We start from the raw sequence: 15,084 nt of genomic DNA, 5'->3' as shown, positions 1-15,084 counted from the left end.
ACTAAGGATAAAAAATGACGAAAAAAAGCAAGATAGTTCTGAGCGGCTTGTTAGCAATTCTTGTGTTACTAGCTTGCTGGTGGCTCTTCTTTAATAAGGCAGAGCAAAAGCAAAATCCAGCTAAAACAATTGCTACTCCCACCATCTTTGTTCATGGTTGGGGCAGCAGCTATCATGCAGAAGAAAGCATGGCAAATTATGCCCGCGCTTGTAACGCGACTAACTCAATTATAAGAGCTGACGTTAGTCAAGACGGTAAAGTTACGTTTGATAAAACCATCAGTACTAATGCTAAAAATCCCATCATTGAGGTCAACTTACTTAATAATAAAAGTATTTTCCCAGATGAAACCGATCAGGCTCGTGCTTTAACTAAAAGTAGTAATTACATTAAAGACGTAGTAGTAGCGCTGCAGAAGAAATACCATTTTAATAAAATCAATTTAGTCGGGCACTCAATGGGCAACCTGCAAATTACCTATTATTTAAAAAATAATGCAGCTAATTCCAAAATGCCGCAATTGAATAAACAAGTTTCTATTGCAGGCCATTATAACGGCTATCTCGGCGAACTCGGCGCACCCAAGCATACTATTTTAACTAAAAATGGTAAGCCAGAAAAAATGGATACTGGCTACAAAGGACTACTGCCTTTAAGAAGGACTTTCCCGCAAAATGCCCGCGTACTAAATATCTACGGTAATACTGGTAACGGAACAGATGGTTCAGTTGACAATAACTCTTCCCGCTCTTACCGTTACTTAGTTAGTAAACGCGCACGTTCTTACCAAGAACATGAATTTCACGGGCAAAATGCTCAACACAGCAAGCTGCATGAAAATAAGCAGGTAGCTCAATTACTGGTTAAATTTTTATGGGCAAAATAAAAAATAACACTTTACTTAATTTTGCCCTGATCGTACAAAGTGATTTTAGTTTTTAAGCGCGTAATTGTTTGCTGGATGTTGTGATTTTCTTGTTCAAGCTTTTCTAATTCTTTAACTAAGATTGCGCGCCGGGTTTTTCTAGTATCCGTGCCCTTTTGAACTAATTTAGTATATTCAAGTAAGTCATTAACGGGAATTCTCACTTGACGCATGCATCTGATAAAGCCAATCCAGTTTATATCAGCTTCGCTATAATTTCTAATGCCGTCCTTGCGCTCTATTGGCGGAATTAAGCCAACTTTTTCATAATAGCGCAGGGTAACTGGAGTTACATTAGTTTTTTGTGCTGCTTCTGCTATTTTCATCCTGTTAATCTCCCAATTTTTTACTTTAAACAAAGTATAATTTGACTTAACAATAAGTCTTTTACGCAGCCTAAAAGATAAAAGTATCTATCCAGTTTATATCAGCTTCGTTATACTTCTAATGCCGTCTTTGCGCTTTATTGGCGGAATTAAGCTAGCCTTTTTATAGAGTATGCCTCTAAAATTAATTATTTTCTTTTACTTTTTAATAAGTCTAAAACAATTATTATTACCTGTTGAACAAGCCAAAGTAATAATGAATAAATAGATATAACACCCAGTAAGATATTTTTCCCATCTAAGTAGTATAAAACTATAAAGACGAAGAACATTGCTAAATAAATACGCTCTGAATAAACTACAACTTTGTGATCAACTAAGTAATCCGTTTCAGAAGAAGTTGATTTTTGGTTTTTACTTGTGGGCCATAATGCTACTGCTAATGTTAGTAGTGCTATTATTATTTCCCTTGGACTACGCCAAGGAGAAAAATCTTTTATCGCAATTATTAACAATATAATGCATATTGAAATAGGAAAAATTTTACTAAGTTTTATCTTCATAATTTACACCTTATAAAATCTAATTATTTTTGCCTAAACTTTATAAGTAATCCGTCTAAACTTATTGCACATCTGTCAACATCATTAATTTCCAAAATGCGATTTCATTCACTGAAAAAAATAATAATTGGTGTGCCACGTAACGAATCATTCATAATATTGCTTCTTAATTTAGATGTATATACCTATTCGTTTATGTCTTAAGTATATAATTAAAATGAAGTAACGCAAGTAGATCTTCTACAAATATATGATGAATATTTTTCCACCTTGGCATAAAATGATGGACTAATTACATTGCTAGCCCATTCTTTTTGTGTTTTCATCTTCTCGATTCGATATTTTTTAAGTAATTCCCCTACTGACAAAAAAAGTTCCCTTTTTTAACAATAATATTTTGTTATTAACTTCAAATTAACAACCTACCATAATCTATTCAATACTGCTTTAAAATCGTCCTATTGTTTTTTTCTATTCTTCAATCCATATTGATTATACCCATGTTATATCTTATATATTGACAAGCACTTAAATTTCTTATTGATCAGGAGGTATAAAACTATGGATATTTTGTAAAAAAGCTAGCAAAAACTTACAATCGCTAGGTTCTTAGCCAGCATTTGCTTTAGACCATATATCATTGTTAGTTTTCTTTTTAGACGTGGCTTCACTAGTAGTAATTTAGTTTTAATTGTTATCGGAATTAATCTAATGTCAGATATTGCCGGCTTTTATTCCGGTAGGCTCGAAATGCCTCTAATTGTTGATACCGAAGAACTTGCTGAAGCCGAAGGCTTTGAAAAATAGCATTAATGGTATCATTTATTTGGTTGCACAGTTGATCGGATCCGGCTTACTACTATTCCAATTTAGCACTTTAAACTTCCTAGTAGTTGGAGCTTTTCGCTTACTAATATCTTCTAGACTAGCTTAATCTTGCTTTGGCGTAATACATATTGCTGCTTTAATTGCCGCCGGAGAAGTCATCCCTTCTAATGGGCTCTGACCCTCATACTTTTGATGATATGCCTGATTTATTCGCTGATCAATTTCAGTATTGTTGCTAACAGCGGTAAAGTTAACTTGATAAGTTTGATTGCTAGCTGTAATTTGACCTGCACCTTGCTTTACGGCTGCTTGATACCACTTAGAATCGTGTCCGTGATATGCCCTAATATAAATTCTACCTGCAATAATCACAAACCAAATCGTTACCGGTGTGGCGTGAGTCTTGCCATCTTCATAAAAAGGCTCAATTTTAATCGCCTCGTCATGAGTAAAATTATCTAGGACCGCTTTTGACCATTCATTCATTTGAAAGACTCCTTTCAATACTAGTTAAAAGATGATGATATCTTAATTGTAGATACTTACTTTACCAATGTGAAATACTCATTAATGATTACTAAACATAACCAGTTTGCATTAAAAAATAGCCAAAAATCACTAACTAAAAACAGATAAACATATAAAGAGAAAGAAAATGGAATTACGAGTTTTAAATTACTTCGTTGCGGTTGCACAAGAAGGCAATATGACACACGCAGCACAAAAACTGTTAATCTCCCAGCCCGCATTGTCTAGACAAATTGCGGATCTAGAAGAAGAATTAGGCGTTAAGTTATTTAGCCGCAAGTCACGGCGATTGACGCTTACTCCTGCTGGACAATACCTACTAGAGCAAGCTAAAGAAATCTTGGCTTTAACTGCCAAGACTAAAAGCAATCTAGAATCATCTTCTTTTATTAGTGGCGACTTAACCATTGCTGCTGGCGAAAGTATTGGCATGCAGCGCATCATGAATGTTGTGAGTGCGATTATTAAAGAGCACCCAACCGTTAAAATTCACCTTTTAAGCGGCGACTATAGTTATGCCGAACGTAAGCTAACTAACGGCACAGTTGATTTTGCGGTTATTATTGGGGATGCACCCACACCAAATTACGCCTCTTTAACTTTGCCTGAAAAAGACACTTGGGGCGTATTAATGAATACTAGCGACGCGCTAGTCAAACAAGAAATGATTACGCCGCAGGACTTAGCTGGTCGGTCAGTTTTAAATTCACAGCGGGCGGTCAATTTTCATACTTTTCAAAATTGGCTGGGCAATTACAAAGAAAAGGTCAACTTTATTGGTACTTATAACCTAAACTTCAATGGCACTTTGCTGGTCAAAAATAATGCTGCACTGATGCTAACCCTGGATAACCTAGTTAACACTTCACCCGGCTCTGGCGTCACTTTTAGAAAGCTTGCGCCCCAGTTGCAATACCCAATTAAAGTCGTCTGGAAACGCGAGGTCAGTCTATCACCTGTAGCGGAACTATTTTTAAAATTGCTAAAGGAATCAATCTTTTAACCGTTATAATTACTTAAAATTATCTTTGATCATGCACGATAAGCATTTTACACTACAAATAATTCACACTAGAATTTAGTTGATAAAGGAGAGAATACTGTGAATAAAGCACTTATCGAAGAATTTAACCAATTAGTTGCCCCTTTTGTTAGTGATGTTAACAATCATTGTACAAAGCATTTACAAAAAGATCGCTTTTTAATTCCAATAATTGCTAGTATTACCCAGGGAATAATTAAGCAGCTACCTGATCAAGTTGAGCAAGCACTAAATAAGCAGGTTGAGCCTGAAACAATTGCCGAAGTAATTTACCAATTAGTGCCTGTTATCGGCACATTAAAAGTTGAGCAGGCATTGCCTTCTATTCAAAAAGTTTTTGCTCAGCATCAAGTTCAGCTATTTCTAACTGAAACCGCCACCGATCAGGATTTTGGCGCTAGAGTGCAAAGTAGGCTTTACAGTACAGAAATCAAAAACTTACTAAAAGATTTGCCCGATGAAGCAGGTCAATTTATTCCACATGCGTTAACGCAGCACTTTTTTAATGATTTTTATAGCCGGAAGACTTTGCCGGTTCGCGACCGTGAACGCTATGAATTACTAGCTCTTATTACATTAAATGTTGAATTTCAAATCAAGGCTCATGCACGCGGAAGCTTAAGGGCTGGCAATACCGAAAGTGAATTAATTTGGTCAGTAATCCAGCTTTTGCCTTATGTTGGTTTTCCTTTTGTTATCAATAGTGTGCAAGTAATTCATCAGGCTGCAGATCAATTAGCCGAAGAAAACTCCTAAGAAAAAAAGCCTTTGACTGAAAAATCAAAGGCTTTTTACTTACTTAAATTAGCTACCAGTACTTTGGTATCTCTGCAAAAAGAGTCGCCACAATTGGTAAATAAGTAAAAAGAATAAAATACAAACTGCCGGAATAATTCCCAGCCAAATCCATTCATGCTCTTGAGCAATTTTTTCTTGCGGAATTGAGGCTACCCAGCCTAGTGGCAACACAAAAGTTAAAACCAATCTAAATCCTTCCGCATAGATTGATAACGGGTACTTGCTCATCTCAAAAAAGTCAAACGTGGTTTCAGCCAAGTCGGCTAAGCCATTAGACCAAAGTGAGACAATATTGCCCAGAATTGCTAAGCTTAAGAAAATTAAAGAAGTAAACAGTGAAATAAAAATAAACATCACCGTTATGTACCAGGGATTATGTAGCCGAATATCAACTAGCACTAACAATAAAAGTGCAACCAGCAAATCGCCCCACGCGTCTTCATCTACACGCTCATTGACTAGCTGGAAAAGCGGGCTAACCGGTTTAATTAGAATCGTATCAAGCTTACCCTGATGAAGATAGTCCGAAATATTAAGCGCATTAATAAAAAAGCAGCGAAAGATTGCAAATGCTAGTGTCGCCAAGGCATAAGTAAGCAGTAATTGCTCAAAACTATAGCCCTTGATTCGTGGTACTAAATTGAAAATAAACCTCAGAGCAACAATATTAAGTACATTCTGAATAATCATGCCAGCAATCGCAAAGTAAAAATCAAGATCATAAACAGCAAGAGATTTTAAATTAACTTTTAAATAGGCAAAAAACAATTTTAGATATCTCATTTTTAGCCTCCTTGAACTACTGTTTTAGTAACTGCATGTTTAAAAAGGTACTTATACACGAAGCTAAATAGTAATAAATATAAAATTTGGATCAGCACTACTTGGCTAAAAAATGACCAAGATGGTGTTTCGGCCAACATTCCGACCGCACCAAACGAATACTGAAACGGCAAATAAGAAGACAGCGTTTTTAAAGCATCTGGATAGAAGTTAGCTGGAAAAACATTTCCGGCAAGAACAAGCAAAACTGCTTCCTTAAAGGTAGAAATTCCCCAAATACTATATGTATAAAAAGAGAATGTTCCCAGAATTAGTTCTAACTCAAAATATAAAAAGTACGCTAAGAAACCAGCTACTATGACCATTAATATCGCTGATAAAGAGACTTGGAAGTTTAGGAGCCAAAAATAAAGTACTAAAATGACTAAGCCAATTACTAAAAACTTAGCAATAGAATAACCTAAACTTTCCCAGAGTAACTGAGTTCGAACAGCCAGTGGCTTTAGCAAATCAAGCGCAATATCACCCGAACGTACCTTATCGTTAAGCGTATAGCTAGATTTAGGAAACAAAATCGTTAATAACTGCATTAATAACAGATAACTAACTGTCTGCCGAAAAACTGCGTTTGGCCGTCCTATTAAAACAGCTTTCCACAAAAAATACTGGACAATAAATGAAATTAGCGCTGAAAAAAGCCAAAAAACTAAGGCAGATTTCGATGCAAAACCATTTTTAATACCTATTTTCATTAAGGTCAATCTATATTTCATGGGCATTACCCCCTGCAATATGACTGAGCAAGTATTCAAGCTTATTATTTTTAACTTCAATATTCTCAATTGGAACACTGGCAGTTAATTGGCTCAGAATTTCTTTAATATTTTTTTGTTCAATGTCAGCTAGTTGAAAGTCACCGTTTGTAAGCTGCATTAATTGGGGCCACGTTTGGCGTAAATCAGCATAGTTACTGCTGCTACTAGTAAAAGTAATCGTCGCTGGTACTGCTAAATTGGCAATTTTTGCGCTGTCAAGATTGAGCACCAAATTACCCGCATTCATAATCATGATTCGGGAGCATGTCTGCTCCACTTCAATTAGATCATGCGAGGTAAAAATAATTGTTTTATTTGTTAGCCTTTTTAAAAAAGCAATCAGACTATTTTTAGTTAAAATATCAAGACCGATTGTTGGTTCATCAAGAATAATTAGTTCAGGATCATGAATTAAGGCCGCAATAAATTCTGCTTTCATTCGTTGACCTAAACTAAGCGTACGCACTGGCTGACTTAGAAAGTCCTCAGCACCAAGCGTTTTAGTTAATTGGTTCAGCCTGCTATGAAAGTCTTTGTTATCTACTTGGTAAAGTTCCCGGTTTAATAGCAAGGTATCCATTACCGGCAAGTCCCAGCGTAACTGACTTCTTTGCCCAAACACTACACCAATTTTGCGGGCATTTATTTGTCGATTATCAACTGGATTCACACCAAAAGTTGTAATTTTACCTCCATTAGGCTGCAAAATTCCTAAGATCATTTTGATCAAGGTGGATTTGCCTGAACCATTGAGGCCGACAAGGCCCACATGATCGCCTTGGTTAATTTGCAAAGAAACATTTTTAACCGCAGCAATAGTTTGTTTTGTTCGGTGAAAAAAGTTGACGGAAGTTACTTTCTGATATTGTTTTGTTAAATTTTCCGTTTTAATTATCATTATGTCTCCACTCAATAAGATTAAACTGTCAATTTCATCCCCACAACGAAATTGACACAACCTATAATGAGCCAGTCATAAAAGTCTTAATTAATTATATCATTTATTTTTAATATTAGCATTCTTATTTAGGCTAACAGAATTAATGCAACGTCAAAAGACAAAAGAATATGAAAAAATATTGGTAAAGGAGTGGTCCTAATAGTCAACTTTAGCGGGCAGAAAGAAGCAAAAAGCAGCTAAAACACTGTTTCGATGTTTTGGCTGCTTCTTTTTTGCTTAAAGAGCTAGTTTCTTCCCATACTCTTTGTTTTCGGATTATTTTTTACTTACTTTTACTCCGTTTTTATAAATCCTGTTTTTATTTATTTCAATTTTATCAACTATGTCTTTTCCCAAGTCGCTTCCCAACATTTCGGATATACCCAGCAAAAAAATACCAACATCTGCTAATTCTTCATTGATATTATCATCATCTTGCTTAAGCCATCCTTTAAACAGCTCATTTACTTCGCCATACAATAGCAGCAATTCAAATTTGATATCTGTCGTATTAAAATTATGTCTTCTTTTATTATCAAGAACTTCCTTCTGGAGTTTTTTGGTATCGATTATCATTTTTATTCACCTAAATTAATAACTTGTTTAGTTGAATTGCTCAATTGCCTGCGCAATTGGTGTATCACCGTTAGCTAAATCAAATTGCTGCTTATGCAATCTAGAACTTTCAATAATTGTAGCAACCGTTTCGGCAACATCTGCCCTAGTAATGCTTATATCATCTATTGATTGCGTTAATTGTGAAGCTATCTGAATTTTTCCAGTAGCAGGTTGATTAATTAATCTTGCTGGCCGCAGAATCGTGTAATCCAAAGAACTGTGTAAAAGCCACTCGTCAGCATAGTACTTAGCTGCATAATAATAGCTTTCTGGAGCTCTAGGTGGAACATTATCTGACCAAAAGCCTCGGTCATTGGCCTTAATTGAACTAATCATGATGAACCGACTAACATTTGTCTTTTCGGCAGCATTAATTGCCTTAACCGCACCATCAAGGTCAATCATCATCGTTGCATCCGCACCAGTTTTTCCACCTGAGCCAGCAGCAAATACGACCACGTCAACTCCTTGCATCACTTGTTCAAGTTGTGCTTGCGCTTTTGTCAAATCAACATACGCAGTCATAATATTTTGTTGTTGATATTCTTCTTGCTGGCTAGCTGAGCGCAAGCCCGCGATTACTTGACAGTTTTCCTTTGCTTGTAAAATTTGTACTAACTACCGGCCAATCTGACCGTGTGCTCCAATTACCAAAATTTTCATGGTTTATCTCCCGTTCAATACTAATCTATATTTTCTTTATTTAATCACGGTGACAACTTTTAGGCAATTTAGGCCTGCAAATAAAACAGGCAAGTCTCTAATCACCAGTCCTCTTTATTGCTCGCATACAATTAATTTCATACTTAATTTTGGTCACTTCATTCAAACTTGTTACGAATATTTTATTTTGTTCAATTGAAGTAAAAACCTCGTAATTAAGCTTTTTTACTCAAAACAATTGATTTGCTAAAATGTAATATTTGTTATAATTAAGTTTGAATTGATGGCAAATTGTTTTGAGGACGGTTGGCTGTTTCACTTGAAAGGAGAGGGTGCCGATGGTACAAGGTGTACAGTCAATGAGCGTATACCATGCACTAGAATTAGCGCTGGCATTTGCCACGTTTATTATTATCTTGTTGACGGATATCGACAAATACAGATAAACAAAAAGACCGTCCCCACAATAACTTTGGCGAGTTATGGGACAGGTCTTTTTGATTAACCTATAACTTTTAGTCAACCGCCTTTAAAGCAGCTACTTGAAAGTCAGATAAGAGGTCTTGCTTTTGCAAGACTTCTTTTTCTTTAAGACTATATTTTAGCATGGGTAAATCAATTTTGCACAAGAAGTTAATCAAGTTCTTGACTAATTTATCTGAGTTAGTCTTATTTTTTCCATATGGTTTATCAAATTAATTAAGTTTTTTTACTTAAAATAATTGCTTATAGATCAGCTAAATTTTTCTTTTTCGGTGTCTGTTTTGGACTAGTTGCATCGCCTTCTTGGTAACCAAAGAAGTAGATTAGTAAAAAAGAGACATTAGTCACATACTGCACAGCATTTATACATAGTCGTCAAAATCAATTACCACATCATAGCGCTTAAGTTCTTCTAGTTCATAATAATGAATCACTTCAATAAACGTGAAGTCAGAGTTAAACAAGTAGTCATTAATCTTTTTTGAAGTTGGCTTATTAAGTGAAGCATTGACCTCGTCCAATAGCATAGCTAAAATGGCCCCATGCAAGTTCAATTCGTGATAATTGCCAGCCCGATAGTTGATCGGCATTATCACTCAATTGGTAGTCAAAGCATTTTTCTTCAACCGGTTGACCTAAACCCAGATTTTGGCAAACCTGCTCAACTTATTTTTGACTAAAACTTTCCCCAAGAGTTAAGTTAAACCAAAGTGTATCGGCAAAGATAACGGCATTTTGGCTAGAAAATGAAAACAGCTTAGTGAAGCTGCCCGCCTGAACGATTTTTTCATTAAGCAACACTTTTTGAGCTTAACCTTAATTGCCGTACATCAAATACTGAAGCATTATTGATCTACCAGAGCCCGATGGACCAATAGACCAATTACTGCAATCTTCTTGATTATTTAGCAACATTCCTTTTAATACTTTATGACGTTGACTTGCATGATCGCTTAAGGTAATTAAACATTAAGCCAGAAACTAACGCGATCACCAATGCAACAATGATTTGGCCGATCAGCGATGGTAAGGCAACGAATTGTCTTTTAGCAGCCATATTAGTCAAACCACCGACAATATACACCATAATAAGCGGATCAACGATCTGCCTGGAATTCTGCTAAAACTAGTGCGTAATATAGCATAAAAAATGATAAGCCGATTTATCAAGGCGACAAATTATTCAACTCTAAACCATTTGATTGCCGTGCCTCATCACGGTAAAGAAACGGTGTTAACAAATAGTGGTAGTTATTTTCAATATTATCTCTATTTTTCAAAGTACATATTGCCTGAAGCCCAGATAATATAAACAAGAAAAATAGAACAAACTATTAGAGTCAAAATTGCTCCTAAAAACAAGCTTATAAAGAAATTAATATGGTGACGCTGAAAGAATTCTGTCAACAAATCCATTAAAGTCAGCGAATGACAGCCTAAAGCACCGATGCTTAAATCCATTAGCTTAAACCACGGTAAGATTAAAACTATTACGAATTCGCATAGCGCAATCCACCGTATAATTTTATAAGCATGTGGTGTTAACAGATGCTCAGCGATAGTAGTTTTATATTTAATCATTATATTACTAAACTCCATCCTTTATCTCGTCACAATCTAATTTTAAGTATTCCTTCCTGCTTTAACAGCACTACTTTACCTTTTCGTAAAATATAGTTTGTCCACTTTCCAGTAGATGTTATTTTCCTTTTTCATATCAACTCCTATTGCTTTTTTCTTGATTTCTGTTCCATACCAATAAATATTCTGAGTTCCGCCCTGGTAATCAGAGGTATTTTGGCAAGAATCATTCTTATTAAGATGAACTAAGAAAGTATAAATCTTTTTGTCTTTAGATACCGCTTTCATCTTTTTAATATCATGATTTTGGATCATCGCGTTAACTTGATAGTCTAACTCATAGGAAATATATAATTCCGAGTGAAAAAAATACCAGAGATAGCTTACTAGTAAAGCAATTAATACCAATAAAATATAAGTGAATTTATACCCTTTATTCATATGGATCACCACCAATTTAGCAAAAAAGTTTCAAAGTCTAAACAACTTTGAAACTCATTATACTATTCGATTGCGCTTCCCCAAAGTTTAGCTAAAAGCTTACACAATGAGGAGCGTTTTAAACTTTTTTGGTTTAAAACCATGCCAGTTCACTATTGATTAATCAGCACTTGCCGAAATAATCTCTTGAGCAATTTCTTCAGGATACTCCCACTGAATATAATGAAATGTACCTAACGGGATAATTTTAGCTTTGCGATTATTGTATTCTGAACGTTCGTATTCTTTTTGGCGGTATGCCTCCGTAAAAATAAATACCGGAATGTCATCGTTCATTCGCATAGTTGACTGCCAGAAATGGTCGTTTTTCATCGCACTAATGGCATTTTGGCTTGCTTGGTCATCAAACTGATCTGCATTCTTTTCTGTAGTTTGCCAAAAAGCCGTTGCCTCTTGTTCAGAAAATAAGCTAAAAATTTTGTCATGAATAAACTGTTCTGCATTGCGTTCTTGTTTTTCCTGGTCAAGATAGCCCTGCTCTCTTGGCGGATTTAATATTATTTCCCTCGTCGTTGGTTCAATCAAAATGAGGGCACGCAGATTTTTTACTTTTGCTTGCATTTGAAAAGCATAAACGCCGCCAATACTGTGCGCCACGATGATTACTTTTGCGGCATTAAAACTATTAATCATTTTGGCTAGTTCATCTGCTTCTGCTGTAATTGTGTAAGACACAGTTGATTTGCCGCTAAAGCCGGTATTCAAATAATCAGGTGCAAATATGCCATCTTCTGCGGGCAGCTCGTCGATTACTTTGCTAAAACTCTGCGCAGTATCAAAGCTGCCAAAACTATTGAGAAAAACAATTAGTGGCTTGCCTGCTCTACCGGAATATGCAATTTGACCCAGTTTCGTAGTGTAATACTTTTTATCCATTTATAATATTTACTTTCCTTGCACCAATTTTAAAACCGCACTGACTGCTGTTGAAGCAATTGCACCAACAATCATCCAGCCAAGAAAGTTACGCGGCCGATTATACGTTATTATTGGTCCCATGCTCCATAATTGATGTTTAACAATTGCCACAGCAAATGTACCAATTACTAAAATCCATAAAACAATTGCCAGTATTTCCATTATTTTTTGCACTAATCTCATAACTTTCTCCTATCAAAATTTCAAAAATAAATTAACATAAATATATTCTAACAATGAGATTTATTGAATTATAGTTAGATTATTAACTTTTTAAAATTATTTTAAATAGTTTTAGCAATCCTCTGTTAATTTTACTTTCTATAAGATTAGCTATCTGTCAGCTTTACCAGATCTGTACTCGTTTAGCGGGTTCAAGCCACATACCATCAGTTGGGTTAACATCATAAGCCCGGTAGAATTCGTCTTGGCACTGCACTTGAACATTTACCCTAGCTTGAGGCAAAGCATGAACATCAATTGAAGTAAGCAGCTGTAAAAATTCAGTAGTTGAATTGGTCTCCCAAATCCGAGCATAGCTATTAAACAAAGTGGCTGCATCGCCACCATCCTTCTTATTGGCCTCAAGTGCGACAGTCAACCCACCTTGATCGCCAATATTTTCAGACACACACAATTTGCCGTTTAATTTTACTGAACCAACTTCTACCCCATCAAACAAAGCAATTTCTGCTTTAACCCGTTGATTAAATTCAGCGAAGTCCTTATCTGTCCACCAATTTTTCATATTGCCCAGTTCATCAAACTGAGCTCCATTATTGTCAAAAGCATGGGAAATTTCATGACCAATCACCGTGCCGAAACCGCCATAATTAGCAGCGCGGTCCTGATCTAAACTATAAAAAGGCTTTTGCAAAATGATTGCCGGTAAAGTGACATCGTTATTTTGCGGATCGTAACAAGCATTGGCATCAATTGCCGACATGATCCAGATAGAATGATCAACTGGCTGATTTATCTCGCTAAAATTAGCTGCAATTTTAACGCGCTGGTTATCCCTGACATTCGAGTAAAAAGTACCACCGGCTTGCGTAGGAACCACCTTAAATTGATCATAAAATTTCTGGATGTGCTCTGGATAACCAATTTTCAGTTTTAAAGTAGCCAGCTTCTTGATTGCCTTTTCTTTAGTCACAGATGACAACCAGGAATTATTATGCAGCCTTTCTTGATAGACTTCGACCATATTTTCAACCATTTCGGTTGCATCAGCCTTAGCCTTTTCGCCTAAGTATTTCTGGCCATAATATTGCCCAATCACATCTCCAAATAATTTAGTCGTTTGATCGTAAACAAATTGTTTATCTACGGGCAATTCATTAATGCCCCACATTGCTTTTCTAAGCGGTAACGTGGCAGCTCTAAAGGCATGTGACAAATAGGCAGCACTATAATTAATAAACTGTGAAATCAGCCACCCCTTTAGCTCGGCAAAATGTTTGTCATTGAACAGATCATCAAAACTGTCCAGGTATTTTGGTTCACTTACAATCACGAATTTAGTCTGTTCAAGCCCCATCTCTTCTAACAGTCCGGCTAAATTAAGGTTCTGACTCTTTTTTGTAAATTCTGCAACACTCATTGGATGATAAGTGTTTTCAATCTGGGCGTTATCTTGGGCAGACTGGTAGACCTTTGCAAGCCGCCGATCTAGTTTTATGCTATCACTTGCATATTGTTGTGCCTTATTTTCTTCGATCCCCGCCATTGTCAGCAAATTTGTAGTCTGTTTTTGCCAAGTTGCAAGCAATTCATCCGTCCGTTTTCCATCATAATAACTGGTATCACTTAAAATTAGAGTATGTCGATTAAACGTGACAACATTTAATTGCGCGTCCTTAAAATCAGGCATAACTTCAAAACCAAAAGGCAAATTACCATCTAGTAGTAGTCGCGACAGGTTTTGATTAATATCATCAATACTAGTTAAACCTTCCAAAAAAGCTAGATCAGCTTTAATTGGAGCTGCACCATCTTCTTCTCTTTTGGCAAAGTCTTTAACAATGCGATAAAACTCAATGGCTTTGTCAAAGTTCTTAACTGCTGGAATTGTTTTTTGGCCATCGGCAAATTCTTCAAAATCTTGCATTAACCTCTCACGCGTCTTTTTAGCAATTTCATCAAAACTATTTATCCACTTCGCTAACTTCTAAATATGCTTTTAAGTATATAAGCAATTTAGCAAATTCTCGTAAAAAGTCGTATTTGACTTTTTTTGAGGGAAAACTACGCTCTGGTTAGTAGAGAAAAATGATGAAGATGATTAAAAATTGTCATGTTCGCCATTTTTTATTTAAATTTATTTTTTCTGCTATACTAAATATTTACAAGCATATAAGGAATACCCAATTTCATTAAAATAAAAATTAGCGGGTATCATTGCTATTGTCAAAACTGTTATCTTTTTCTTTTAAGGTATAAAAACATGATAAATTGGATAAGATCGCATAGAAATAACCTATTTTATGGTTACGTTGTAATAGAATTATTAGGATATATCTTTTTTGCAACCAATATTATTAATTGTAATATTCAACAATACTTTTTCCGCCATTTACCAATTTGGTTAAATTTGGTATTAATTATTATTCAAATTTTGATTTTAATTTATGGCCCAAAAAAGCAGAATAATTTTGACCACCAAAATCATTGGTGGTTTTTTCTTTTTAAGTGCATTGTCACGTGTAAGTACTCTAACCATCAATTATTAGTCATTTAAGCTGACTTCTTGAATTAATTTATTCTTCTTT

At 35.5% G+C, this 15,084-nt stretch carries 18 protein-coding genes and 1 pseudogene; 4 read left to right on the top strand and 15 right to left on the bottom strand.

What is annotated here, in order from left to right; all coding sequences use genetic code 11:
* Positions 1–14 precede the first annotated feature (14 nt).
* Complete coding sequence (locus J3U54_RS03120) at positions 15–887, top strand: alpha/beta hydrolase (RefSeq protein ID WP_267385025.1); 873 nt, start codon at positions 15–17, stop codon at positions 885–887.
* Positions 888–898: 11 nt separating this feature from the next.
* Here the strand turns inward: J3U54_RS03120 and J3U54_RS03115 are convergent, their stop codons facing one another.
* The 3 genes from J3U54_RS03115 to J3U54_RS03105 all read right to left on the bottom strand — a co-directional run bounded on the left by J3U54_RS03115 (position 899) and on the right by J3U54_RS03105 (position 3,129).
* Positions 899–1,252: a MerR family transcriptional regulator gene (locus tag J3U54_RS03115; protein ID WP_267385024.1), complete on the bottom strand. Its 354-nt coding sequence runs from the start codon at positions 1,250–1,252 to the stop codon at positions 899–901.
* 188 nt (positions 1,253–1,440) lie between these two features.
* Positions 1,441–1,815 (bottom strand): hypothetical protein, encoded by a 375-nt coding sequence (locus tag J3U54_RS03110; protein ID WP_103752682.1) that lies wholly within the window; start codon positions 1,813–1,815, stop codon positions 1,441–1,443.
* A gap of 930 nt (positions 1,816–2,745) precedes the next feature.
* A complete protein-coding gene (locus J3U54_RS03105; RefSeq protein ID WP_103752680.1) occupies positions 2,746–3,129 on the bottom strand; it encodes a DUF2255 family protein in 384 nt (127 codons plus the stop codon).
* 169 nt (positions 3,130–3,298) lie between these two features.
* Between J3U54_RS03105 and J3U54_RS03100 the strand changes: the two genes are divergently transcribed.
* Both J3U54_RS03100 and J3U54_RS03095 read left to right on the top strand, forming a co-directional pair.
* A complete protein-coding gene (locus J3U54_RS03100; protein ID WP_267385023.1) occupies positions 3,299–4,174 on the top strand; it encodes a LysR family transcriptional regulator in 876 nt (291 codons plus the stop codon).
* Between the two features lie 99 nt (positions 4,175–4,273).
* Positions 4,274–4,969, top strand: coding sequence for a carboxymuconolactone decarboxylase family protein (locus J3U54_RS03095; protein ID WP_267385022.1), 696 nt, complete (start codon positions 4,274–4,276; stop codon positions 4,967–4,969).
* A 48-nt stretch (positions 4,970–5,017) separates the two neighbouring features.
* Here the strand turns inward: J3U54_RS03095 and J3U54_RS03090 are convergent, their stop codons facing one another.
* From J3U54_RS03090 to J3U54_RS03070, 5 genes are all read right to left on the bottom strand, one after another.
* Positions 5,018–5,794, bottom strand: coding sequence for an ABC transporter permease (locus J3U54_RS03090; RefSeq protein ID WP_220235012.1), 777 nt, complete (start codon positions 5,792–5,794; stop codon positions 5,018–5,020).
* Positions 5,795–5,796: 2 nt separating this feature from the next.
* Positions 5,797–6,567, bottom strand: coding sequence for an ABC transporter permease (locus tag J3U54_RS03085; RefSeq protein WP_220220482.1), 771 nt, complete (start codon positions 6,565–6,567; stop codon positions 5,797–5,799).
* Complete coding sequence (locus tag J3U54_RS03080; protein ID WP_267385020.1) at positions 6,557–7,507, bottom strand: ABC transporter ATP-binding protein; 951 nt, start codon at positions 7,505–7,507, stop codon at positions 6,557–6,559. The genes J3U54_RS03085 and J3U54_RS03080 overlap by 11 nt, the downstream gene beginning before the upstream one ends.
* Before the next feature lie 318 nt (positions 7,508–7,825).
* The gene (locus J3U54_RS03075; RefSeq protein WP_103752673.1) at positions 7,826–8,125 is read right to left on the bottom strand and encodes a MazG-like family protein; all 300 of its coding nucleotides are present in this window, start codon (positions 8,123–8,125) and stop codon (positions 7,826–7,828) included.
* 27 nt (positions 8,126–8,152) lie between these two features.
* Positions 8,153–8,776 carry an NAD(P)H-binding protein gene (locus J3U54_RS03070; RefSeq protein ID WP_267385061.1) on the bottom strand — a complete coding sequence of 208 codons (624 nt, stop codon included), beginning with the start codon at positions 8,774–8,776 and terminating at the stop codon, positions 8,153–8,155.
* A 392-nt stretch (positions 8,777–9,168) separates the two neighbouring features.
* Between J3U54_RS03070 and J3U54_RS03065 the strand changes: the two genes are divergently transcribed.
* Positions 9,169–9,276 (top strand): putative holin-like toxin, encoded by a 108-nt coding sequence (locus tag J3U54_RS03065; protein ID WP_267385019.1) that lies wholly within the window; start codon positions 9,169–9,171, stop codon positions 9,274–9,276.
* A gap of 399 nt (positions 9,277–9,675) precedes the next feature.
* On the opposite strand, the pseudogene J3U54_RS03060 reads toward J3U54_RS03065, so the two are convergent.
* The 7 genes and pseudogenes from J3U54_RS03060 to J3U54_RS03030 form a co-directional block, all read right to left on the bottom strand.
* Positions 9,676–10,189 (bottom strand): annotated as a pseudogene (locus J3U54_RS03060) (ATP-binding cassette domain-containing protein); the annotation flags it as partial.
* 52 nt (positions 10,190–10,241) lie between these two features.
* Positions 10,242–10,370, bottom strand: a complete 129-nt coding sequence (locus tag J3U54_RS03055; RefSeq protein ID WP_267385018.1) for a hypothetical protein — start codon at positions 10,368–10,370, stop codon at positions 10,242–10,244.
* A gap of 212 nt (positions 10,371–10,582) precedes the next feature.
* A complete protein-coding gene (locus tag J3U54_RS03050; protein ID WP_267385017.1) occupies positions 10,583–10,894 on the bottom strand; it encodes a hypothetical protein in 312 nt (103 codons plus the stop codon).
* A 75-nt stretch (positions 10,895–10,969) separates the two neighbouring features.
* A complete protein-coding gene (locus J3U54_RS03045) occupies positions 10,970–11,335 on the bottom strand; it encodes a hypothetical protein (protein ID WP_267385015.1) in 366 nt (121 codons plus the stop codon).
* A gap of 159 nt (positions 11,336–11,494) precedes the next feature.
* Complete coding sequence (locus tag J3U54_RS03040) at positions 11,495–12,271, bottom strand: alpha/beta hydrolase (RefSeq protein WP_267385013.1); 777 nt, start codon at positions 12,269–12,271, stop codon at positions 11,495–11,497.
* 9 nt (positions 12,272–12,280) lie between these two features.
* Positions 12,281–12,496, bottom strand: a complete 216-nt coding sequence (locus J3U54_RS03035) for a hypothetical protein (protein WP_220220454.1) — start codon at positions 12,494–12,496, stop codon at positions 12,281–12,283.
* A gap of 163 nt (positions 12,497–12,659) precedes the next feature.
* Positions 12,660–14,468: a M13-type metalloendopeptidase gene (locus J3U54_RS03030; protein WP_267385059.1), complete on the bottom strand. Its 1,809-nt coding sequence runs from the start codon at positions 14,466–14,468 to the stop codon at positions 12,660–12,662.
* Between the last annotated feature and the right edge of the window lie 616 nt (positions 14,469–15,084).

Origin of the sequence: Lactobacillus sp. B4007, assembly GCF_026535895.1 — a bacterium.
Taxonomy (GTDB): Bacteria; Bacillota; Bacilli; order Lactobacillales; family Lactobacillaceae; genus Lactobacillus; species Lactobacillus panisapium.
Note: the sequence above shows the minus strand (reverse complement) of the source record. Positions and strands in the feature narration are given on the sequence as shown.